The organism is Nocardia alni, assembly GCF_019038435.1.
GTDB lineage: Bacteria > Actinomycetota > Actinomycetes > Mycobacteriales > Mycobacteriaceae > Nocardia > Nocardia alni.
The window spans coordinates 24953-47836 of the sequence record NZ_JAGPOX010000056.1; the positions used below are offsets into that span (position 1 = coordinate 24953).

Genomic DNA, 22884 nt, shown 5'->3' on the forward strand with positions numbered 1-22884 from the left:
GCGCGCTGATTGCGCGATCTTGATCTACTCGCGGGTAGGCCTGACGTGCGGTTTTTGCATAACGCCCGTACTGTTAGCGTGATCCATACCACGGGACACCCGGCGGGTCCGCATTCCCGGTTGTGACGACCTTCACAACCATCGAGTGACGAATAGGTGACGGGAGTCACTCACTCGAGCAAGACACTGTGTCCTGGACCGCCGAACGACCGTGCGGCTGCGACACTGGCTCCGATACCGATGGACCGGAATGTCCGGTCCATATGAGCCCGCCGAGGAGAACGATGCGGACACGAACGCTGCGGATATCACCGATCCGGGCACTGCCGGTCACCGCCGCAATGGTCGTCGCCGTGATCGCGGGCCTGGTCCGGGCGCCGCTCGCCGAGGCCGCACCCGTCGCCGACCCCGGCTCGGGCATCTTCGACTCGGTGCAGCCGCTTTCGGCAGCCGCGACACTGCCCGGTTCGGTCGGTTCGCAGCGATTCCTCTACGGCAGCACGACCGTGCACGACCGCCCGGCCGTCGCCAGCGCCGCGATCTACTTCCCGCCGGGCGCGCCGCCCGCCGGCGGCTGGCCGGTCGTCGCCTGGGCACACGGCACCATCGGGATCGCCGAGCAGTGCGCCTACAGCATCGCCGGACCGGCCGCGGTCGACCGCGACTGGGACTACCTGGGCACCTGGATGAGGCAGGGCTACGCGATCGTGGCAGCCGACTACGCCGGGCTGGGCACGCCGGGCGGGCATCCCTATCTCGACGGCAAGGTCGAGGCGCACAACGTGGTGGACGCGGTGCGCGCGGCGACCAGCCACTATCCGACCCTGGCGCGTAAATGGGCCGTGATCGGCCAGTCGCAGGGCGCGGGCGCGGCGGTCAACACCGCCCGGTACGCCACCGAACTCGGCCCCGGCCTGGACTACCGCGGCGTGGTCGCCACCGGAACACCCGCGTACATCGAGGATGTCATCAGCCCGCTCGGTCCCGGCGTGCCGCCGGTGGCCCTCAGCGGTGACACCACCTCTTACGCTCTCTACATCCTCAACGGCCTGCGCACGACCTATCCGGAACTGCACATCGAGTCGTACCTGACCGACTCCGGCCGCTACTGGCTCGAACGCGCCGCCGCCGAATGTCTCGGCCCGCTGGCCGAGGACCTCTCCGCGCACAAGGTGGTGGGCGGCGCACTGTTCGCTCGTCCGCTGTCGGATATCCCGAACTTCCACGGCCTGCTGCACGACTACCTCGGTCTCCCCGAATCCGGTTACGACCGGCCGATCTTCATGGGCCAGGGCCTGACCGACACCGACATCATCATGCCCGAGACCCTGCGCTTCGCCGCGGTACTGACCGCCAACGGGCAACCCCTGACCTTCCACACCTACCCCACCGACCACGACGGCACGGTCCTGGCCTCCCAACCGGACTCCCTCCCATTCGTCCACAACCTGTTCCGGTAATCAGGGAACCAGCACCACCCGGCCGCGCAGACCGCCCTTCCCGACCAGCTCCTGCGCCCGCGCCGCCTGCTCGAGCGGCATCGTCTCGGCCACCCGCAGGGTGAGATCCAGGCGCGCCAGCTCACCGAGGGCGGGGCCGTCCGCACTGATCCATTCCTGATGAATCCGTATGCCCCGCAGCGGAATCTGCGGTGCGCCGCCCACCACGGAGACATGAGCGCCGCGGGTTCGCACGGCCGCCAGGGTGGCCGGCGCGGATCCGGCGGTGTGCAGCGCACCGTCAACTCCGCCCGGCACGATCCGGCGGACCGCCGCGGCGAGATCGGGCTCCTCGCGCGGGACGAACCACAGCGCGCCCAGACCGCGCAGGAATTCCTCGTCACCACGACCGGCCTGGGCGATGACCCGCAGCTCACGGCGGGCACCGAGTTCGACCGCGAAGGCGCCGACGGCGCCCGCGGCCCCGGTCACCAGGAGCGTGTCGCCGGGATGCGGATTCAGCAGATCCAGCGATTGCGCCGCGGTCAGCCCGTTGAGCGGCAGGGTCGCCGCCGCGACAGCCGAAACACCCTGCGGCCCGGCGGCGACGGCCCCGGCGTCCAGAACGATGTACTCGGCGTATGCGCCCAGTGAGACGTCCAGCAGATCCCGCAGCCCGATGACCCGCTGCCCCACCGTGAACGAGTCGGCGCCGGGACCCAGCGCATCGACGACACCGGCCACATCCCAGCCCATGCCCGTCACCTCGCGCGCGAGCATCAGACCTGCCCCGGCGAGCGCGCCGGATCGGGTCGCCACATCCACGGGATTGACGGTCGCCGCCTCGACCCTGATCCGCACCTGGCCGACCCCGGGATCGGGGATCGGAACCCGCACGAGTTCGAGCACCTCGGGACCGCCGAAACCACGGGCGATCACGGCCCGCATTCTCTCTCTATCAGACATGCTTACGATGCTATGGATTGTTGCTCTCCATTGGGAAGTACACACCTGGAAGTGCCCAAGGCACCCGGAGAGCATGCCTGAGCGGCAACTTTCATTGAATACGGACACGGCGAAGATCACGCCGCGCGGCTACTCTCGGCGGAATGGACAAAGGACGCTGCGACGGCATATTGCTCGCCGCCGGCGCGGGGACCCGATACGGGCATCCGAAAGTGCTCGTGGACGAGGGCGCGTGGCTGCGTGGTGCGACCACCGCGCTGCGCGAGGGTGGCTGTGAGCGTGTAGTGGTGGTGCTCGGCGCCACCGGTCCGGCCCGCCGTGACGCCGCCGGACGATGGTGGGTGTGTGAATCCCCGGCCATCGCGATACCCGAAGACGCGCAACCTGTTTGGGCCCCCGACTGGGCCGTGGGGCTGGCCGCCTCGCTGCGCGCCGGGCTCGCCGCCGTCGCGGCGGCGCCGGATCGGGCCGACTACGCGGCCATCATGCCGGTCGATACCCCCGACGTCGGCGCCGACGTGGTCGCGCGCGTGCTGGAAGCCGCGTACAACGCCCCCAGCGGGCTGGCCCGCGCGCGGTTCGACAACAGTCCGGGCCATCCGGTTGTGCTACATCACGAACACTGGGCGGCCGTGATCGATACCGCACGAGGAAATTCCGGAGCGCGGGCGTTCCTGGACAGTAGACCGGATATGGTTGCCGTGACGTGCGACGATCTGGCGACGGGACGTGACCACGACTATCCGCCCAGTCGCGCACGGTGATCGGGAGTTTTGATGCGCGAAATCCTCGATGAGTTGCTGGGGGTGTGGCACAGCGGTCGGACCGGAGCCCTGGCCACGTTGGTCCGGACGTTCGGGCCCACTCCGGTGCCGATCGGCTCCGCGATGCTGGTCGATCCCGAGGGCCGTGTGCACGGTTCGGTCTCCGACGGCTGCTACGAGGGCGCGATCTACGACGCGGCGGTGCACTCAGCGCGCACCGGTCGCAAGGAGTTGCAGCGCTTCGATCCCTCCTCCGGCGTGGACAGCGCCGACTGCGGCACCATCGACGTCTTCATGGAGCCCTTCTCCCGCAACGAATTTCCCGAATTCGTCACGATCGCCCAGGATCTCAACGGGCACAAACCGGTGACGGTGTTCACGGTGGTGTGGCATTCGGATCCGACGGTGATCGGCCAGCACCTGGTCACCGACCGGCGGCACAACACCGAGTTGGTCGCCCTGCCCGAATCCGATGTGTTCTGCTGCTCCTATGCCGCCGCGCCGCGCCTGATCATCTTCGGCGCCAACGCATTCGCCGCCGCCCTCGCCACCCAGGGCAAACTCCTGGGCTATCGGGTCACCATCTGCGACGCGCGCGAGACCTTCGCCAAACAGTCCTTCTCGGGCGCCGAGGTCGTGGTCGATTGGCCGCACCACTACCTGAGCACACAATCCGCCGCGGGCATGATCGACTACCGCACGGCCCTGGTCACGGTCACGCAGGACCCCAAATTCGAGATCCCCCTGCTGACGACGGCCCTGCGCCTGCCCGAATTCGGCTACCTGGGCGCGCTGGGCGCCGAACCGGTGCACAGTCAGCGCATGGGTGTGCTGCACAACTCGGGTTTCGACGCCGAATCCCTCGCTCGCCTGTACAGCCCGGCCGGCCTGGACCTCGGTGCGAGCACTCCGATGGAGACCGCGGTGGCCATCACCTCGGAAATCCTGGCCGTCCGCTCCCGCACGCCGTCGCACCACACCGGGCCGTTCCCCGCCTTCCTCACCCCGTAACGCACGGTCACGCGGTGAGTTCAGGGCTCACTTCAGTTCCGGATGTTCCGCGTACACCTCGCGCAGGACCGACATGTCGAACAGCTGATCGGCCTTGACAGTGATCTTCGCCTTGCCCAGGGCCTCGATATTCGCGGCGATCAGCTGATCGGTCATGGTCAGCAGGCCGTTGGCCTGGGTGTCGGGCGAGACCACCAGGCTGTTCTGGGCCGTGGCCTCCTTCGTCTGTTCGCCGACGTCCAGGCGCTGGTCCTTGCCGTACACGTCCGTGGCCAGATGGGCGCTGGCCGCGGGGTCGGCGACCGCGTCCTTCCAGCCCTTGATCTCGGCGGTGAGGTAGGCCTTGAGCTTGTCCCGCTCCTTGTCGATGGTCTCCTGCCGGACGGTGAAGGTATCGGCCGTGAACGGCAGGCCGAAATCGGCGAACAGGAAGTTCGTATTCTGGAACCCCTTGGCCGCCAGCAGGATCGGCTCGTTGGTCAGGTAGCTCACCCAGCCGTCGACCTCACCGTTGGCCAGCGGGGTCGGATCGAACTGCGCCGGCACGATCTGCACATCGCGGGCGGTCATATTGTTCGCCGCCAGCAGGGCCTGGAAGATCAGCTGATTGGTGTCCTGCACACCGATCTTGCGGCCCTTCATATCCTGCGGCGAATGAATGGGCTTGGCGGTGCCGCTGACGATGCAGAACGGATTCTTCTGATAGGTCGTCGCGACGATCTTGGCCGGCAGCCCGCCCAGCACCGCGGGCGCGGTGGTCTGCGGCGCGGAGGTGCCGATCCAGATCTTGCCGGTATCCAGGCCGGCCTCCACCGAGGTGCTGGCCGCCCCGCCGGCGATCAGGTTGACGTGGCCGAATCCGGCGTCGCGGTAATACCCCTTGCTGTCGGCGAAGTACTCACCGGAGAACTCGATGTCCTTGAGCCAGGACAGCTGCACGGCGACCGTGCCGTATTTCGAGCCGTCCGCCGAGCTGCCGTTGGCGCTGGCGGCGGAGGACGAACTCTTACCGCAGGCCGCCAGCATTCCGGCGCCGCCGAGCGCGACACCGGCGAAGGCCGAGAAACGAAGAAAGGATCGACGGTCCAAGCCCGTCGAGGGTATTGCGCGAGTCATGCAGGAACGGTAATTGCTTCGCATTGCCGATACTTTGCTTTCGTCGATTCGAATGTATCGCACATGTAAACTCGTGCGGCTCATCCGGTCTCCGACCCGAATCGGGCCAGCACCAGGTTCTCTATCACGCCCACGATCGCGTACAGCAGCACCGACACGATGGTGACCAACACGATCGAGGCCCACAGCTGGTTGTACTGGAAAATGGGTATGTCCCGGATCAAGCTGGCGCCCAAACCGGTTCCACTGCCGAGCCATTCGCCCAGCAGTGCCCCGATCAGCGCGCCGGGCACGGAGATCCGCGCGGCGGCGAACACCGAGGGCAGCGCGGCGGGCACCGCCACCATTCGCAGCCGCTTCCAGCGCGAACCACCATATGCGGCAACGAGTTCCATCGCCTGCGCCGAGGCGGACCGCAGGCCGGTGATGATCATGACCAGCGCCGGGAAGAACACCACGATCGCGGCCAGGACCGTCACGCCGAGCACGCCGCGACCGAAAATCAGCACGACGATCGGAGTCAACGCGACCAGCGGCACCGACCTCAGCAGCATCGCCACCGGCATGAACGTCTGCTCGACCGGGGGCAGTGTGACGAACAGCGCGGCGGCGACCAGCGCCGCGAGCATTCCGGCGCCGAATCCGGTCGCCGCGTCACGCAGGGTGATTCGCAGATCCGAGAAGATGGCCGATCTGGCGGCGGCCGCGTTCGACCCGGTGACCAGGTAGTCCCACACATCCGCCGGTGTCTTGCCCACTCGCGGCCCGACCTGGGGGAAGAACGCGAGGAACGCGTACCAGATCACCACCATGAGGATGAGCGAGATCACCAGCGGAAAAAGGAATTTCGTGATTCTGCGCAGGATGCTCACGCGCGCGCCTCCCGTCCGGTCCACGGCGCCACCAGCCGGGCGATCAGCGCGACCACCAGATATCCCACGCCCGCCAGGGCCGCGGCGGCCAGTGCCATACCCCAGGTTCTCGGCACGTTGTAGGAGGTCTGCGCCGCGGTGAGCGCGACCCCGATCCCGCTGTCCACGCCGCCCAGATACTCACCGATGATCGCGCCCAGCACGGCCGATGGCGCGGCGATCTTCAAGGCGGCCAAGGTATTCGGCAGCGCCGCCACCAACTGCACCCGCCACAGCTGCTGCACCCGGCCGCCGCCGTACGCGCGCACCAGGTCCAGCGCGGTGCGGTCGGCCGAGCGCAGGCCCTGCACGGTGCCGACCATCGTGGTGAAGAAGCAGTACATCGCGGCCAGGAAGACCGTCGGCGTGCGCCCGCCGAAGACCACCAGGATGATCGGGCCCAGTGCCAGCAGCGGCGTGCAGTAACTCAGGATCGCCAGCTGGGTGGCCAGCGATTCGATCGGCGGCACGAGCAGGACCAGAATCGCCAGGGCGATCGCCAGTCCGTTACCCCAGAGGAAACCCTTCAGCGCACCCCACGCGGTGACGCGGAAGTTCGGTCCGTACAGCGCCCAGCCGTCGGAATACATGGTGTGCAGGACGGTCCACGGACTGGGAATCGTTCCCCCGGCGACGCGCAGGTCGGCCAGCAGCCACCACACCGCGACCAGCAGTACGACGCCGATCAGGCCGCCCAGACGTTTCATTCCGTGCCTCCCGAAATACCCAGGGCCGCTTCGGCCTGCGCCTCGATGCCGCCGTGACCGCTGCGGCCGAACAGCAATTCGGACAGGTAGTCGTGCACCTGGTGGAACTCGGGAGTGCGCATCATCTCCGGGGTGCGCGGGCGCGGCAGGTCGATCGGCACCATCTCCACCACCCGGCCCGGGCGCGGGCTCATCACCGCGACGACGTCGGACAGGAAGACCGCCTCGGCGATGCCGTGCGTGACCATCAGCGTGGTCGCGGGCTTTTCGGTCCAGATGCGCAGCAGCTCGAGATTGAGGCGCTGGCGAGTCATATCGTCCAGGGCGCCGAAGGGTTCGTCCAGCAACAGTATCGAGGGCTTGACCACCAGCGCCCGCGCGATCGAAACCCGTTGCCGCATACCGCCGCTGAGCTGCGCGGGCTTGGCCTTCTCGAAGCCCTCCAGGCCGACCAGTGCGACCAGGTCCGCGATCTGATCCTTGTCCACCGGCAGCCCCGCGACCTGCAACGGCAGCTTGATATTGGATTCCACACTGCGCCAGGGCAACAGCGCCGAGTCCTGGAAGGCGATGCCGAACCGGTGGCCGCGGCGCAGCTCGGCCGGTGTCGCGTCGTTGATCCGGGCGGCGCCGGACGTCGGGGTCTCCAGTCCGGCCAGAATGCGCAGCACCGTGGACTTCCCGCAGCCGGAGGGCCCCAGCAGCGACAGGAACGCGCCCTGCTCGGTATGCAGGTCCACCGAATCCAGCGCGGGCACCACGCGCCGACCGACCCGAAACGTCTTGCTCAGACCGCTGATATGGATCCCGGTACCCGCGTCTGCTGTACTCATGCCGCCACACTAAGAGCTGGCGGTTGCGCGGATATTGCGATTCGGCACACCAGGTTTCACCGATGTTACGACCGCGTGCCGACCGATATGCGGGCGCCTCATCGATCGCGCCGCGCCGGGCGCACCGCAATCCTTCAGCGCATCACGTCATCGCCGGCGAGACTCGAACACGTGGATACGGGCGCATTCATTGATCGAACCAGTCGCAGGCGGAGCGACGGAACAGCAGTACGACCAATACGACCGCAGTGGTCGGCCCCAGCCAGCCGGGCGGATGTCCGGTCGCGATCGACGGCACGGTCCAGAGCATATCCAGACCCGACAGCAATATCGCGGTGATCCGGATGCTGCCGCCGATCTCGCCGAAGGCCAGCGCGAGCAGGCCGAGCAGCCAACTGGGTACGAAGTATAAGGCGGTGAAGCCGGCGGAGTGCGGACCGAACAACCAGCCCGCCGATGCCGTGCAGACCAACCCGATCAGCGCCATCGCCAACGCCATCACCTGCGCCGCGCGCACCGAACGCGGCATTCGACAGCGACCGTCGTCGCCCATCACCTCTCCCATCCAGCGGGCCGGATCGGCGGCGATTCGGCGCGGTCGCGGAGAATCCGAAGCAAACCCTACCGTCCGGTCCGACATACCCATCGGCGACGCGCGCACCGGTCGATGCGCACCGAGGATTTCGATGTCATATCCGCGGAGTCGCCCCGCGATTTCGATCAAGGGCAAGACGCCTTCCCACAGGTCGTCGCGGCCGACAGACTGTTATGGGCACGCTCACAGCGGATTCGAAGCCTGGACCAGAATTGTTCACATAGTTGCCAACAATATTGTCAACTGTGATCGATACGGCCTCGGCCACCTCCCCGGCCCGCACCAAAGTCCCCCAGGTGACCGCGCTGTTCTGGGTGGTCAAGCTGCTGACCACCGCGATGGGCGAGAGCTGCTCGGACTACCTGTCCAAACTCCTGGCGCGCGACCTCGCCCTGGCGCTGACCGGTACGGTCCTGGTCGTCGGCCTGATCGTGCAACTGTGCCTGCGCCGATATTCGGTCTGGGCGTACTGGTTCGCGGTGGTGATGGTCAGCATCTTCGGCACCATGGCCGCCGACTTCATCGACTTCCGCCTGCACGTCCCGCTGCCGGAATCGGTCGGCATATTCCTCGCGCTGCTCATCTGCCTGTTCGGCCTCTGGTACGCCACCGAGAAGACCCTGTCGATGCACAGCATCACCTCCGGCCGGCGCGAGATGTTCTACTGGGCGGCGGTGATCATCACCTTCATGCTCGGCACCGCGGCCGGTGACCTGACCGCGGGCAGGCTCGGCCTCGGCTACCGGCTGTCGATCCTGCTGTTCGCCCTGCTCATCGCGCTGCCCGCGGTGTTGCACCGCTGGTTCGGCCTCGCGGCGGTGCCGGCGTTCTGGTTCGCCTACGTGGTCACCCGGCCGCTGGGCGCGTCGATCAGCGATTGGCTCGCCTCGCACGACCATGATGGCGTGAATCTCGGAACCGGCCCGGTGACACTCGTGGCGGGCGTCGTCATCGTGGCGCTCGTCACCGTCATGGCCCGCCGGATCACAGCGAAATCTCAGCGGTCCGCTGCCATCGTGGACGCGTGATCAATCCTGCGCCAGTTGACATCTCGACCCGCCCGCCAGCCAGTAAGGTCCCGGAGATCACCGCGCTGTTCTGGGTGATCAAGGTGCTGTCCACCGGTATGGGCGAGACGTTCTCCGACTTCCTGGTCTTCCACGCACCCCAGATGCTCGCCGTCGGCCTGGCCGGGCTGGCCCTGATCGCCGCCCTGGCCGCGCAGCTCCGCAGCCGCGGCTACAACCCGTGGCTGTACTGGACGGCCGTGGTGATGGTGAGTATCTGCGGCACCATGGTCGCCGACGTAGTCGACTTCGTCGTCGGCATCCCCCTAGCCCTGTCCACGATCCTGTTCGCCACCCTGCTCGCGGTCGTCTTCGGACTCTGGTACGCCTCGGAGAAGACGCTGTCCGTGCACAGCATCACCACGCCTCGCCGTGAGGCGTTCTACTGGGCCACGGTGATGACCACGTTCGCGCTGGGCACCGTCGCGGGCGACCTCACCGCGGGCACCCTGCACCTGGGCTACTTCCCCTCGGCAGTCCTGTTCGCCGTCGTCATCGCGATCCCCGCACTCGCCCACCGCTGGTCCGCGCTGGGCCCGATCCCCACCTTCTGGTTCGCCTATATCGTCACCCGCCCGCTGGGCGCATCGACCACCGACTGGCTGGCCTCCACTCATGCCGACGGGCTCGGCTGGGGCACCGGCTGGGTAAGCCTGGGGGTGACCATCCCGATGGTCGCCCTCATCGCCCTTGTCGCCCTGCGGCCCAACCGGTTCGGCGAACAGCCGCAGATATCGGCCGCCCGCTGACGACGGTTCGGTGGTTCAGGAGACGAGCTGCCGCAGGATGGTCGGGTCGGTGATCCGTGTGTCGTCGGCCAGCAGGAGCGCCTTGCTGAGAATCACCGACAGCATCCGGTCGCCCTCGAACGCCAGGAACGAGTCCGGTTCGGTTGCCCGCCCCGCGGGGACGATGCACAGGTATCGGTTGTCCGGTTCGATGAGAACGTTTCCCGAGCCCAGGTGGATCCGATACACATGTCTGGCGCCGTGGACACGCAGGAACTTGCCTTCCACAGTGCATTTGGGGCCGATGGCCAGCCGCGGCAGCAATCTGGTGAGCAGGTCGCGTCGGGTCTGCGCGGTCTGGTTCAGCTCGCCGAAGCTGTAAGTGTTCCAGTATTCGGCGAATCTTCCGGCCGGACCGCCGTCGTACCAGGTCGGATCGTTACCTATGCTGGTCACCCCGACGAATAGATCCACATCGCGCAGTACCTCGCTCAGGACCGGTGCGGGCACGTCCGCCAGGGGCAGCGGATCGGCCGGTCCGTGGAAGCCACCACGGAAGGCGCCGTTGGCTAGGTTCTGGGGTGCGTCGAGCGGATAGAACCGCACCTGGTCGGATCGCAGGCGGAGGTAACAGCCGGATTCCGTCATATCGTCCGGATCTCCGTCACCCTCGCCCTCCACCCAATACTCCGCGCGCAAACCCCATTCCGGCAGTTCGCGAATCGGTGGCGGCACGGCGGTATCGGCGTTGAACAGCAGCTTGCTGTGCCACCCCCGGATGGTTGCCAACGCGTGGAATTGGTTCTGGCGCAAGATATGTGCCGCGAAGCGGTTCGAATAGACGCCGGTTCGGCGTTCGGCGTCGGTGAGGAGGTAGACCTCACGATGCGCCTGTTTGAACGGCTGGGTGATGGCGTTGCGCTCCAACCAGTCTCGCCATGCGACGATCTCGTCGATCGAACGGCCCAGAGGGTGCCACAGCTCGACAACATCACCGTCCACCGTGTCGCCGGCGAGGTCACGCAGCGCGCCGTCGGAGTAGCCGCACGTAACTCCATCGATAGTCCACAGCAGGCGCCGGGCGATCGTGCCCACCAGGGGGTGATCGATGTAGTACTCCCGCCACGAGGGGTAATCCCAGGTGCGGCGCTGCAGGAACTGACGGTCCAATCGTTCGATCTGGGCGGTCAGCATCTTGTCGATGTCCTTGACCGCCGCAGTGAGTTCCTTCAGTTCGTCGGCGTGGTCGCGTTTCACCTCGGCCGGAACGCTTTTCACTGGCTTGTTGGTGAACCAGCTCAGCGCCGCCTTGCCGCCGTTCACGGCCAGCGCCGCCGATGCTCCGCCGAAGGTGAATTCGGCCTGCCCCACCGACGTCAGGCCGTAGGCGGGCACGGCCATCTCCTCGATCTGCGCGCGAGTCAGTCCGAGCGCGCGTGCCTTGGTTTCCAGCGCGGCGGTGATCTGGTTCAACGTGCCCTTGTACGTCACCGTGACCGCCAAACGCGCCAGCTCACCCAGCGCCGCGTCGCCGCTCACCTGGCTCAGGGCGTGGACACCGGCGTTGGCCACCTTCGGATTCCGCGGTCCCAGTCCCTTGATTCGCCGCAACGACGTCTCCACCAGAGCGGCCAGGACGCGGGCTGTCGTCGGTTGCGCGGGCCGGTAGGTGAGCAGCCACAGCAGCCCGCGCACCGCGTTGGCGTTGAACAGGTCGTACTCGTCGTTGATCCGTTGTTCCTCATTGCTATGACGGTGCAACGGCACTGTTCTGGGTCGGCCCACCAATGCCAAGATCGGCACGATCTCTTCGGCGAAGGACTCCACCTGCGCCAGCAACGTTCTACCGGTTCTCTCCCATTGGGCGTTGGGCTTGGCCATGGTCGCGGTGACGGCGAAAGCCAGCAGGTCGTGCCACCCCGGCGACGCGGTCGCCAGCTCCAGTGCCCGGTCGGCCCATTGCTCACCCACATTCACTACAGGTTCAGGGCATTGCTGGGCAATCTCCGAAACCATCCAGTCGTGGTACCTCTCGCAAGCCCCGCGGCGGTACGCCGCGACGACTTCCGGGCTCAGGGTGCGTCCCGACGCCAGCTCGGCCAGAGCCAGAGATGGATCGACATCGAAATAACCACCGTAGTGATCCGACAGGGTTTCCAGCACTGCTCGCCGTTCTTCGACCAGGATCGACTGGGTCGGCGCAAGAGCCGAAACCATGACCAGCAGCGAATACCGCTCACGCTCCGAAGCGGTCGGGAACATGCTCACGCACGCGCGAACCAGCCGCCGAGTCGTCGCGTCCGGCAGATCACTCACTCTGGCGAACAGCTCACGCCATGGTGCCGCATCGGATGTGCCCCTGCGTGAACAGGCGATCTGGTGCGTTCGCACCAACTCGGCGCACAACCTGTCCATATCGTCCGCGGCGATTGCATCGAGGACTGCCCTCTTGCGCTCGGAAGGAGCGAGCGTCTCCTTCAGGGTATGGACCATGTGCCGGAGGTCTTTGGAATCAGGTAGGGCCGTGGTGACGCACACGCGAGCCAATCGCTCGGCGGCCTCGTCCGGCAAGACGTATGCCATATCCAGCAACGCCGGCCACGCGTACTTGTCGTCGGTCGCCTGACAGGCCCTCATATACACGTCGTAGAAAGCGACCACGTCCTCTGTGGCGAGGGCGGCCCGCGCCGCGGTGATGTACTCCGAATCGGACATTCAGCCACCCGCCAATGCGATGAGCTTCAGGAACGTGACCTCCGCCCCGGGCGGCAGCGCCACCACCTGGTCCAGTCCCTCGATCTGCCGGTCGCCTACCAGGACCACGAACCCGTTGCGCTCGAAGGCCTGCAACGCCGCCGCGCACTGACGTTCCGGGTCGACGCGACCGGCGGTACGGAATCCGCCACGCACCGGCTCGGCATCGACCGGCCGCACCAGACCGCGAAAAGTCCCATCGGCTGCGGCGTTGTACTCGGCGGCCTCCTGGAACACCCGCTGCCGGATGAGTTCTCGTAGCGGCAACCGCTCTTCGGTGACCTCGAACGTCCACCCCGCGTCGCGATCCCCGGAAGTGGTCTCGTCGACGACCTTCACACTGACCATGGCGTCATGCTAGACACGACCCCTGACAGAAATGCCGGATCGCTGCTCAGCCGAGGACGCGCAGGAGGTGCTCGACCTCATGCTGAACGGCGGTGCGGCCGGGACCGAGATAGCCGCGGGGGTCCGAGAGCGCGGGATGCGCGGAGAGCTCTGCCCGGACGGACTGGGCCAGAACGATATTCAGGCGCGTCGCGATGTTGATCTTTGTCATGCCGTGCCGAACGGCCGCGCGCAGGCCCTCGTCGGGGACGCCCGAGGAGCCGTGCAGGACCAGGGGCACGGGAACTTTCAGCGCCAGGCGGGCGATCAGGCCGTCGTCCAGTTGCGCGTCGCGGGTGTGCATGGCGTGGGAGGAGCCGACCGCCACCGCCAGGGCGTCGACGCCGGTGGCGGCCACGAAGGCGACAGCCTCGTCCGGATCGGTGCGCACGCCGGGAGCGTGTGCGCCGTCCTTGCCGCCGATCTTGCCCAGTTCCGCCTCGACGAAGACGCCGCGGTCGTGGCACCAGCGGGCGATTCTGGCTGTCTCGGCGACGTTTTCGGCGTAGTCGAGGGTCGAGCCGTCGTACATCACCGATCGGATGCCGACTTCCACCGCGGTGGTGATCAATTCGTGCGAGGTCGCGTGGTCGAGGTGCACCGCGAGGGGTGCGCTGCTGTCGGCCGCGATCTGCAGGCAGGCACGCGCGAGCGGTTTCAGGCCGCCGTGATAGGCGACGGTGTTCTCCGAGATCTGGAGGATCGCGGGGCGTTTCGCCGATTCTGCGGCCGCGGCGATGGCCTCGGCATGTTCCAGGGCGATCACGTTGAACGCGCCCAGTGCGCCGGGGGCGGCCCCGGCGATCAGCTCGGGGACGGCGGTCCAGGTCACGACTTGCTCTCCTACGCGATATTCAGATCGGTGACGGTGATGGCCGGTAACAGCCGGGTGCGCACCGCACGGTCGATTTCTCCGGCGACCGGAATGACCACGGCGGCGGCGGAGGTGGCGATGGCGTCGGCCAGGACGGCGGGCCAGTCGGGCTCACCGTCGGCCAGCGCGGCGATCACCGCGGCCGCGGCGGCATCCCCCGCGCCCGTGGGGTTTCCGGCCACCGGCTCGGGTGAGGCCGCGGACCAAGCCCCGGTGGAGGTGACCACGATCATGCCCTCGGCGCCTCGGGTGGCGATCACCGCGCGCACACCGGCCTTCAGCAGGGGGCGCGCGGCGGCCACCACCTCGGCGGGGCTCTCGGCCGTGCATCCGGTGAGCCGTTCCAACTCGTCGCGGTTGGGCATCAGCACCACACCGGGCACCTCGGCGGCCAGCTCGAGTGCGCGCCCGTCCACATCGCAGATCGTCGGCACACCGGACTCGAGCGCGGTGCGGGCCAGCTCGGCCGGGACCGAATCGGCCACCCCGCCCGGCAGCGACCCCGAGACGACCATGCCGCCGGAATCGGTCAGCAGGCCGGCCACCCGTACCTTGAGCTGGTCGATCGCATAGGGTTCGTTCAGCCGCGCGCCGGGCTCCCACAGCGAGGTCGCGGTGCCGTCGCCGGATTCGCTGATCACCACGGTGCGCCGCACCCACGGCAGGGCGTGCACGAAATCCACCGGCAGTTCCAGCTCGGCCGCGGCGGAGAACATGTGGTCGGCGAATCCCGTTGCCCGCGAATATTTGCCGAGCTGGTTGAGCACCCGGGACACGTTGATGCCCTTACCGCCGATGCGCTGTTCGACCGACAGCACCCGGTGCTCCCGCCCACGATCGAAACGCTCTACGCGGTAGGTCATGTCGTAGGCGGGATTGAGCGTCACGGTGAGAATCACGTTAACCACTGTCCCTGTCGCAGGATTCGACGCAACCCCAGTTTCTCGTCCAGCACCAGGATGTCGGCGAATCGTCCGGGTACGAGGTCGCCGACCTCGGCTAGCCCCACCGCCGCGGCCGGGGTGGCGGTCGCGGCGCGCACCGCGTCGGCCAGCGGCACACCGCATTCGCCCACCGCCCGGCGCAGGCAGTCCAGCAGGGTCGAGGTGCCGCCCGCGATCGAACCGTTCGCGATCCGCGCCACACCCTCGCGCACCCGCACGTCCTGCGGGCCCAGCCGGTAATCACCGTCGGGCAATCCGGCCGCCTGCATGGCGTCGGTGATCAGCGCGACACGCTCGGGTGCGGTCGCGAAGGCCAGTGCGACGAAGCCGGATTCGAGATGCACCCCGTCGGCGATGAGCTCCACCACGGCCCGCCGGTCGGCGGCGGCCACCAGCGCGGCCGCGACCGGTCCGGGCGCGCGGTGATGCAGCGGCGGCATCCCGTTGGCCAGGTGGGTGACCAACGTGCCGAATCCGTCGGGCGCCAGCGCCTCGCGGAATCGCTCGTAGTGCGCATCGCTGTGCCCGAGCGAGACCACGACGCCGTTGTCGACGAGAAGTTTTGCGGCGGAATCGAACCCGGTGCGCTCCGGGGCGAGGGTCATCACCCGCAGCGAGCCGTTAGCTGCGGTGAGCAGACGCTCGATCAGCGCGGTGTCCGGATCCAGGAGATACCGCGGGTCCTGCGCACCGCATCGCGCCTGCGACAGGAACGGCCCCTCGGCATGAATCCCCGCGACGGTCCCGTCGGCGGCCAATTCGGCCAGGGCCGCGGTCTGCGCCACCATATCGTCCGGCGCGGCGGTGACGATGCTGGCCAGCATCGTCGTTGACCCCTGCCCCCGGTGGTAGGCGGCGGCGCCGCGCGCCTCATCCGGATCGGCGGTGTCGAACCTATGCCCGAACCCGCCGTGATTATGTATGTCGACCAGCCCCGGGATCAGCGTCCCGGCGAATTCCGGAACCTGTTCGCCCGGATGCCCGGCACGCCACCGCGACATCGGCTGGACGGCAGCGATCCGCTGCCCCGCCATCGTGACCACCCCGTCGTCCAACTCCGCCGACGGCGCGACGATCCGTCCCCGCAGGTCGGCCCCCGTCTCCCGTGTCATGCCCTCACCTCGATCACCAGCCCCCCGGTAGACCGTACCCGCCAACCCACCGCAACCGCTATACCTTCCGACAAACCTCACTCACTTCGAGGCCCTGGTGTGCTCATTCGAGCCAGGAAGCGTCCACCGTGTCACAGATTCCATCCGACAGCAATTTTTCAGCAGACCACTCACTCCAGTGCGCCCGCACGGGCGTAGCGAGCCGCGCCGACCAGCCCCGCACGAGCGCCGAATTCGCCCAGGACCACACGCGGAACCGGTGCCACACACAGCAGTTCGGCGAGCCGATCCTGTAACGCCCCGGTCAGCGCCGCGCCCGCACGGGCCAGGCCGCCGCCGAGCACGACGAGTTCCGGGCAGGTCGCGTGAATCACGCCGAACAGCCCCTCGGCCAAGGCGTCCACGGCGTCGTCGACGACCGCGCGCGCGTCGGGATCGCTATCCAGCACCGCGAAAACCGCCTCCGCACCGGAAATCTCGCGCCCGGTCCGCTCGGCATAGGCGCGCGCGATGCTCGCGCCGGAGGCCACCGTCTCCACGCAGCCGATATTGCCGCAGGGACAACGCAATCCGTCCCGATGGCGCACCGGGATATGCCCGTACTCCCCGGCCTGCCCGGCCGCGCCCCGCACCAGCCGCCCGCCGATCGACAGCGTCCCGCTGATCCCGGTCCCGAGGATCAGGACGCACACATCGTCATACCCGCGGCCCGCGCCGTACCGCCACTCGGCCCAGCCCGCGACCGCGACATCGTGTTCGATCAGCACCGGCATCCGCCAGCGATCGGCGAACCGAGTGCCCACCTTGACATCTCGCCAGCCGATATTGCTGCTGAACACCGCCAGCGAGCGCACCGGATCGACGATGCCCGGCAGCACCACCGCCGCCCGCGCCACCCGGCGTCCCTGCCCCAGCGAGGTTCGCTGGGCCATGGACGATGCAGCCGATTCCGCGAGCAGCCGGTCCCCCAGCTCGCCCATGGCCTCGAAGGCCGCCTCACCCTGCGGCGTCGGTACCGTACCGGAGCACACCACATTATCTGCGGCGTCGGTGATCTCGGCCTTGATCGTGGTCCCGCCGACGTCGACGGCCAGGACCAGATCGCGCGGTCCCACGGAGGTCATATCCGTCAGCCGAGGATGACCGAGCGGTTCAGGCCGCGTGGATGATCCGGGTCCAGGCCCAGATCGGCCGAACGCAGCTGGCACAGCCGGTGCACGCGCACCAGATCCGCCATCGGATCGATGTCGCGGTGCTCGAAATGCGCTCCGGTGGACTTGATGTCGTCGGCCAGGCCCGGCAGCAGCGGCCCGAACGCCCACACCGCCCGGCCCGGCGCGGCGATGCTGATCGGCCCGTGGCGCCACTCGGTGGCCAGATAGCCCTCGGTCCAGGACTGGCAGGATTCGCGCAGTTTGAGCCCGGCCTCGTCGGCGATGGCCGCTGCGAAACCCATTCCGACGAAACTGATCTGCTCGGCCGAGCGCACGCCCGCCAGTGAGGCTTCGATGTCCTCGGCCGATACCGCGCGAGCCTGCTCGATCACGGGCGCGAGGTCCTCGCCGAAATGCCAGCGCAGGATCGCCAGCGCGGTGGTGGCGAAGCGGGTCTGCACCACCGACTCCTCGTCGACGTTGTCGATGAGGATCGGATCGGCCAGTTCGAGCACCGGCGTGCCCGGACTCGAACAGATGACCGCGCGGGGCACGCCCGCCGGCAGGGCGCGCAACGCCTCGATCACCTCGGTGGTAGTGCCCGAACGGCAGATCACCAGGTATCGGTCGTAGTCGCGGGTGCGCACCTGTCCGGCGGGCCAGGCGTCGGTGAGTCCACCGCCGGCGGATTCGCGCAGCGACGCGATCGCGCGGGACATGAAGTACGAGGTGCCGCATCCGATCACGGCCACTCGCTCACCCGGCTGCGGCAGGAGCGCGGCGTGTTCGGCGGCGATCGACGCGGCATGGGCCCAGTCGTCGGGTTGGGTGGCCACCTCGGCGGCCAAATGGGTCTCAGGGATTCGATCGGCAGAGGTCGGCACGCAACCCAGAATCACCCCGATGATCGTTCATGTCAACTTTACATTCAAAACGGTCACATTCGATCAACCTGTGAGCTAGATTCGGACCAATCGAATCACTGGCTCCGCATCCGTTGGGGTGTGACCATTGAAAGGCTCCTGTTGTGAAACGTCCACTCCGCAGCGCGATCTCCTGCGCTGCCCTGTTCACCGGCCTGGCGCTGACCGTCTCCTCCTGCGGGTTCGGCGGCAGTAAATCCGACGCGAACGACCCGAACACCCTGACCTTCCTCGCACCGATCTACAGCGACGGCACCAAGTCGGAGTGGGACAAGATCATCTCCGACTTCGAGAAGGCCAATCCGGGCATCAAGGTGAACCTCCAGATGGAGTCGTGGACCCAGATCCCGGACGTGGTGCGCACCGACCTGCAGTCGGAGTCCAGCACGCCGGACATCCTCAACATCGACGCCTATTCCACCTACGCCTCCGATAGCAAGCTGTACCCGGCCAGCCAGATCGTGGACCAGTCGGTGCTGAGCGATCTGCAGCCCAGCTTCGTCAAGAACGCCTCGATGAACGGCACCCAGTGGGCGCTGCCGCTGTTCGCCTCCACCCGCACCCTGTTCTACAACACCGACCTGTTCGCCAAGGCCGGCATCGCCGCACCCCCGAAGACCTGGGCCGAGCTGACCGACGACGCCAAGAAGATCGAGGCGCTCGGCGGTGGTGTCTACGGCTACGGCCTGCCGCTGGGCAGTGAGGAGACCCAGGCGGAGACCTCGCTGTGGACCTTCGGCGCGGGCGGCAACTGGTCCGACGGCACCAACATCACCGTGAACACCCCACAGAACGTGGCGGGCGTCGCGGCGATGAAGGCCCTGTCCGATACCGGTGCGACGCAACCGAATCCGGGCTCCACCGACCGCACCCCGCTGATCAACGTGTTCATCCAGGGCAAGGTCGGCATGATCGAGGGCCTGCCGCCGGTGATCAACATGATCCAGCAGAAGAACCCGGGCCTGAAGTACGCCACCTCCCCGACCCCGACCCAGGACGGCGCCCCCGTCACCCTGGGCGTGGCCGATCACCTGATGGCGTTCAAGAAGAAGGTCGACAAGACCGCGGCGATCAAGAAGTTCCTGGACTTCTTCTATCAGTCCAAGACCTACGCCACCTTCGTGGAGGCCGAGCACTTCATCCCGGTCACCACCTCCGGCGCGCAGGCCATGGCCGATGATCCGGTCACCAAGGCGTTCGGCGCGACCCTGCCCACGGCCAAGTTCTACCCGAGCAACAACCCGAAGTGGGCCGCGGTCGAGGGTGCGATGAAGCAGCAGCTGGGCACGGTCACCCAGGGCGCGGATCCGGCGACGGTTCTGGGCAAGATCCAGCAGGCAGCGAGTTGAGGAGAGCCACCTCGATGAAGTCCGGAAGCCGATCCATGGGAACGCTGCGGGCGCTGCCGTGGATCGGCCCGGCGCTGGTGCTGATCGCCGCGATCGTCGCCTTCCCCGCCGCGTACATGATCTGGACCTCCACCCGCAGGCTCACGCCCTACGGTGAGGATCTGGGCCCGGCGGGGCTCGGCAACTATCGGCGGTTGTTCGGAATCGACGCGCTGGGCAGCGTTTTCGTGCACACCGTGGTCTGGGTGATCGCGGTCGTGCTGATCACCCTGGTGCTGTCGGCGGCGCTGGCACAGTTCCTGAGCAAGAACTTCCCCGGCCGTACCGCGGTGCGCATGGCGATCCTGGTGCCGTGGGCGGCCTCGGTGGTGATGACCACGACGGTGTTCGAGTACATGCTCGACCCGGATGTCGGCATCGCCAACAAGTTCCTGGTCGACATCGGCGTACTGCACCGGGGTTTCGGGTTCACCAAGGAGGCCGGTCCGGCGTTCGTGACCGCCATCGGCGTCGCGGTGTTCGTCTCGATCCCGTTCACCACGTACACGATTCTGGCCGGGCTGCAAGCCATTCCGGCCGAGCTGAACGAGGCGGGCCGGGTCGACGGGGCCGGCACCTGGCAGCGCTACCGGTATCTCACACTGCCGCAACTGCGTCCGGCGATCGCGGTCGCGACCATCATCAACATCATCAACGTGTTCAACTCCCTGCCCATCCTGCAGGTGCTGACCGGCAGCATCGCCGGATTCTCGGCCGACACCACGACGACGTTGACCTTCAAGCTGATTCAGCAGAACCAGCAGCTGGACACCGCGGCGTCGCTGAGCGTGCTGAACTTCGTGCTGATCGCGGTGATCATCGCGATCTACGTGAAGCTGATCCGGCCCGCCGGTGAGGAGACCAGGTGACAACCCACTCCGCGACCACCCCGGAATCATCGCCCTCGATCCGGGACGTCACCGATCCCCCTGCGGCACAGGGCACTACGGCCCTCGCCCGGCGCAAGCCCCGGCGACGCTGGGATCTCACGCTGGTCGGCCTCGTCATCGCGGTGATCTTCCTGATCCCCTACGTCGTGATGGTGCTCGGCTCGCTCAAGCCGCGCTCGGAGATCCTGCACATCCCGCCGAGTTACCTGCCGCACCAGTGGAGTCCGGGCAACTACTCCTCGATGTGGAGTACGCCGGAGACGCCGCTGCCGTTCAACATGGTCAGCACCATCGTGATCTCGGTGTGCGCGACGGTGATCGTGCTGCTGGTGGCGATTCCGGCCGGGTACTACACCGCGCGGCGGCGCTTCCCGGGCAAGCTGGCCTTCCTCGGGCTCGTGCTGATCACCCAGATGCTGCAACCGGTGGTCCTGGTCACCGGCCTGATCCGGGAGTTCTTCGCGCTGGGCATCAACGACACCTGGCTGGCGATGATCCTGGTCAACGCCGCGTTCAACCTGTCGTTCGCGGTATGGATCCTGCACAGCTTCTTCGCCTCCGTGCCGGTGGAGATCGAAGAGGCCGCCCAGCTGGACGGGCTCAACCGGATGCAAATCCTGACCCGGGTGAGCCTGCCGCTGGTGTGGCCGGGCATCGTCACCGCGACGATCTTCGCGTTCGTCTCCTGCTGGAACGAGTTCGCGGCCAGCCTGGTCATCCTGACCACGCCGGAAAATCAGCCGCTGTCGGTGGCGCTGACCAAGTTCATCGGGCAATACGACACGGCTTGGCAGTACGTCTTCGGCATCTCTACTGTCGGCATCGTGCCTGTCGTGATCCTGTTCGCCTTCATCGAGAAGCGCCTCGTCGCCGGTCTGACCGCCGGAAGCGTGAAATGACCGCGGTGACCGACCGGTCCCAGCGCTGGAATCTGCTGTTGCAACTACTGGCTGAATCCGGGCGGCTTACGGTGGAGGAGGCGGCCGAGCGCCTGTCGGTCTCCCCCGCCACCATCCGTCGCGACTTCACCTCCCTGGCCGATCAGCAGCTGGCCACCCGCACACACGGCGGCATCGTGGCCACCTCGGTCTCCTACGATCTGCCGGTCCGCTATCGCGGCACCGGCGACGAGGCCAAGCAGCGAGTGGCCGAACACGCTGCGGCACTGGTGAATCCGACCGAGGTAGTGGGACTCAACGGCGGCACCACCACCACGGCGGTGGCCCGGGCCCTGGCCGGACGGCCGGACCTGCCCACCTCGGCGGACAATCCGATGACCATCGTCACCAACGCGCTCAACATCGCCGGCGAGCTGGTGCTGCGCCCGCACCTGCGCACCATCTGCATCGGCGGGCAGGCGCGCCGGGAGTCCTATGAACTGCACGGCCCACTGGCCGAGCGGGCGATGACCGAACTGCATTTGGACACATTGATTCTCGGAGTCAACGCGATCAGCGCGGCGGGCGGCGCGCAGGGACGCCACCTGGACGAGTCGGGGATCAACGCCGAGATGGTGCGCCGCGCCGAGCGGGTCATCGTCGTGGCGACCGCCGAGAAGCTCGAGACCACGGCGCTGGCCCGCATCTGCCCGATCGAGGACATCGACATCCTGGTGATCGACACGGCCGCGAATCCGGAGGCGGTGGCGGCGATCCGCGAGGCCGGCGTGCGGGTGGATCTGGTCTGAGGACACGTCAACCAGGTTCGCCCGAAACCGGTTCGACCAATCCCGTTGCCAATCAGAAATATTCGGCGTGCAGGATAGTGCGACGTGGAACCACTCCCACCGAAGAACCTCCTCCTGGACGCTTGTCGAGGACTGTCGCACGGTGAGCACCCCGTGTTGCGGTCGGCGAGCCGTCTGGCCGAGCTGCACGAGCAGCGTCTGGCCGCGACCCCGGGTGCCCCCGTCACCGATATCGATCGGCACAGAGCGCACTTGGTGCACGAGATAGATCGGTGGGTGGCCCGGGAGTTACCGCACGCCCACCGGGGTGTGCGGCTGCACACGGAGACGGTGGGCACCGTGGTCGATCGGCTCGCGCAGTTCTCGGCGCTGGCCTACCTCGCGCTGACCAGCTCGCCCGAATGGGTGATCAACGACGCGTGGCGGCGGCTGACCGAACTGGCCCTGGCCTACGACGATCTCGCCAGCGAGGTGGTCGCGGGGCGCTGCCGGTTGCCCGATCTCAGCGACCACCACGAATACGAACCTTGAGGTGCGCCCGGCGGCCTCGGAAGTACCACCATTGGACACAGAAATTGCTGCCGGTGCCGCGTCCAAGGTTCAACGGCACCGGCAGCGGGAAAATGGCCTGTCC

23 protein-coding genes are annotated in these 22884 nt (G+C 67.4%); 10 read left to right on the forward strand and 13 right to left on the reverse strand.

The features are described from left to right. The first annotated feature begins 284 nt into the window (after positions 1-284). Entirely contained in the window at positions 285-1460 is a 1176-nt protein-coding gene (locus JZ791_RS21720; RefSeq protein ID WP_254206077.1) for a lipase family protein, read from the forward strand. Here the strand turns inward: JZ791_RS21720 and JZ791_RS21725 are convergent, their stop codons facing one another. Beyond that, entirely contained in the window at positions 1461-2405 is a 945-nt protein-coding gene (locus JZ791_RS21725) for an NADP-dependent oxidoreductase (protein WP_254206078.1), read from the reverse strand. Between the two features lie 143 nt (positions 2406-2548). On the opposite strand from JZ791_RS21725, the gene JZ791_RS21730 reads away from it, so the two are divergent. Together JZ791_RS21730 and JZ791_RS21735 are read left to right on the forward strand one after the other, a co-directional pair. Further along, positions 2549-3169: a nucleotidyltransferase family protein gene (locus JZ791_RS21730; protein WP_216897013.1), complete on the forward strand. Its 621-nt coding sequence runs from the start codon at positions 2549-2551 to the stop codon at positions 3167-3169. Positions 3170-3181: 12 nt separating this feature from the next. After that, a complete protein-coding gene (locus tag JZ791_RS21735; RefSeq protein ID WP_216897014.1) occupies positions 3182-4180 on the forward strand; it encodes an XdhC family protein in 999 nt (332 codons plus the stop codon). A gap of 27 nt (positions 4181-4207) precedes the next feature. Here JZ791_RS21735 and JZ791_RS21740 read toward each other — a convergent pair whose 3' ends face one another. The 5 genes from JZ791_RS21740 to JZ791_RS21760 all read right to left on the reverse strand — a co-directional run bounded on the left by JZ791_RS21740 (position 4208) and on the right by JZ791_RS21760 (position 8300). Beyond that, positions 4208-5296, reverse strand: coding sequence for an ABC transporter substrate-binding protein (locus JZ791_RS21740; protein ID WP_216897015.1), 1089 nt, complete (start codon positions 5294-5296; stop codon positions 4208-4210). An 80-nt stretch (positions 5297-5376) separates the two neighbouring features. Then, positions 5377-6168 (reverse strand): ABC transporter permease, encoded by a 792-nt coding sequence (locus JZ791_RS21745; RefSeq protein ID WP_216897016.1) that lies wholly within the window; start codon positions 6166-6168, stop codon positions 5377-5379. Then, complete coding sequence (locus tag JZ791_RS21750) at positions 6165-6914, reverse strand: ABC transporter permease (RefSeq protein WP_216897017.1); 750 nt, start codon at positions 6912-6914, stop codon at positions 6165-6167. Before JZ791_RS21750 ends, JZ791_RS21745 begins: the two co-directional genes overlap by 4 nt. Beyond that, positions 6911-7747 (reverse strand): ABC transporter ATP-binding protein, encoded by an 837-nt coding sequence (locus JZ791_RS21755; RefSeq protein WP_216897018.1) that lies wholly within the window; start codon positions 7745-7747, stop codon positions 6911-6913. The genes JZ791_RS21750 and JZ791_RS21755 overlap by 4 nt, the downstream gene beginning before the upstream one ends. 187 nt (positions 7748-7934) lie before the next feature. Next, positions 7935-8300, reverse strand: coding sequence for a hypothetical protein (locus JZ791_RS21760; protein ID WP_216897019.1), 366 nt, complete (start codon positions 8298-8300; stop codon positions 7935-7937). 287 nt (positions 8301-8587) lie between these two features. Between JZ791_RS21760 and JZ791_RS21765 the strand changes: the two genes are divergently transcribed. Both JZ791_RS21765 and JZ791_RS21770 read left to right on the forward strand, forming a co-directional pair. Continuing rightward, positions 8588-9370, forward strand: a complete 783-nt coding sequence (locus JZ791_RS21765) for a COG4705 family protein (RefSeq protein ID WP_308163025.1) — start codon at positions 8588-8590, stop codon at positions 9368-9370. Further along, positions 9367-10158 (forward strand): COG4705 family protein, encoded by a 792-nt coding sequence (locus JZ791_RS21770; protein ID WP_308163026.1) that lies wholly within the window; start codon positions 9367-9369, stop codon positions 10156-10158. The genes JZ791_RS21765 and JZ791_RS21770 overlap by 4 nt, the downstream gene beginning before the upstream one ends. A gap of 15 nt (positions 10159-10173) precedes the next feature. Here JZ791_RS21770 and JZ791_RS21775 read toward each other — a convergent pair whose 3' ends face one another. The 7 genes from JZ791_RS21775 to JZ791_RS21800 all read right to left on the reverse strand — a co-directional run bounded on the left by JZ791_RS21775 (position 10174) and on the right by JZ791_RS21800 (position 18246). Beyond that, positions 10174-12852 (reverse strand): DUF4132 domain-containing protein, encoded by a 2679-nt coding sequence (locus tag JZ791_RS21775; protein ID WP_216897020.1) that lies wholly within the window; start codon positions 12850-12852, stop codon positions 10174-10176. Beyond that, positions 12853-13239, reverse strand: a complete 387-nt coding sequence (locus JZ791_RS21780; protein ID WP_216897021.1) for a hypothetical protein — start codon at positions 13237-13239, stop codon at positions 12853-12855. It lies immediately after the preceding gene. 46 nt (positions 13240-13285) lie between these two features. Then, positions 13286-14110, reverse strand: coding sequence for a class II fructose-bisphosphate aldolase (locus JZ791_RS21785; RefSeq protein WP_216897022.1), 825 nt, complete (start codon positions 14108-14110; stop codon positions 13286-13288). Between the two features lie 11 nt (positions 14111-14121). Beyond that, positions 14122-15051, reverse strand: a complete 930-nt coding sequence (locus tag JZ791_RS21790) for a hexose kinase (RefSeq protein ID WP_308163027.1) — start codon at positions 15049-15051, stop codon at positions 14122-14124. Beyond that, a complete protein-coding gene (locus tag JZ791_RS45180; RefSeq protein WP_254206079.1) occupies positions 15048-16208 on the reverse strand; it encodes an N-acetylglucosamine-6-phosphate deacetylase in 1161 nt (386 codons plus the stop codon). Before JZ791_RS45180 ends, JZ791_RS21790 begins: the two co-directional genes overlap by 4 nt. A gap of 170 nt (positions 16209-16378) precedes the next feature. After that, on the reverse strand, positions 16379-17332 hold the full coding sequence (locus JZ791_RS21795) for an ROK family protein (protein ID WP_216897024.1): 954 nt from the start codon (positions 17330-17332) through the stop codon (positions 16379-16381). Between the two features lie 5 nt (positions 17333-17337). Next, positions 17338-18246, reverse strand: a complete 909-nt coding sequence (locus JZ791_RS21800) for an SIS domain-containing protein (RefSeq protein ID WP_216897025.1) — start codon at positions 18244-18246, stop codon at positions 17338-17340. Positions 18247-18389: 143 nt separating this feature from the next. On the opposite strand from JZ791_RS21800, the gene JZ791_RS21805 reads away from it, so the two are divergent. The 5 genes from JZ791_RS21805 to JZ791_RS21825 all read left to right on the forward strand — a co-directional run bounded on the left by JZ791_RS21805 (position 18390) and on the right by JZ791_RS21825 (position 22781). Beyond that, positions 18390-19634, forward strand: a complete 1245-nt coding sequence (locus JZ791_RS21805; protein WP_216897026.1) for an extracellular solute-binding protein — start codon at positions 18390-18392, stop codon at positions 19632-19634. Positions 19635-19648: 14 nt separating this feature from the next. Then, the gene (locus JZ791_RS21810) at positions 19649-20542 is read left to right on the forward strand and encodes a carbohydrate ABC transporter permease (protein WP_254206080.1); all 894 of its coding nucleotides are present in this window, start codon (positions 19649-19651) and stop codon (positions 20540-20542) included. Continuing rightward, the gene (locus JZ791_RS21815; RefSeq protein ID WP_308163028.1) at positions 20539-21462 is read left to right on the forward strand and encodes a carbohydrate ABC transporter permease; all 924 of its coding nucleotides are present in this window, start codon (positions 20539-20541) and stop codon (positions 21460-21462) included. Before JZ791_RS21810 ends, JZ791_RS21815 begins: the two co-directional genes overlap by 4 nt. Continuing rightward, positions 21459-22250, forward strand: coding sequence for a DeoR/GlpR family DNA-binding transcription regulator (locus JZ791_RS21820; RefSeq protein ID WP_216897027.1), 792 nt, complete (start codon positions 21459-21461; stop codon positions 22248-22250). Before JZ791_RS21815 ends, JZ791_RS21820 begins: the two co-directional genes overlap by 4 nt. 153 nt (positions 22251-22403) lie before the next feature. Beyond that, a complete protein-coding gene (locus JZ791_RS21825; protein WP_308163029.1) occupies positions 22404-22781 on the forward strand; it encodes a DUF4254 domain-containing protein in 378 nt (125 codons plus the stop codon). Positions 22782-22884 lie beyond the last annotated feature (103 nt).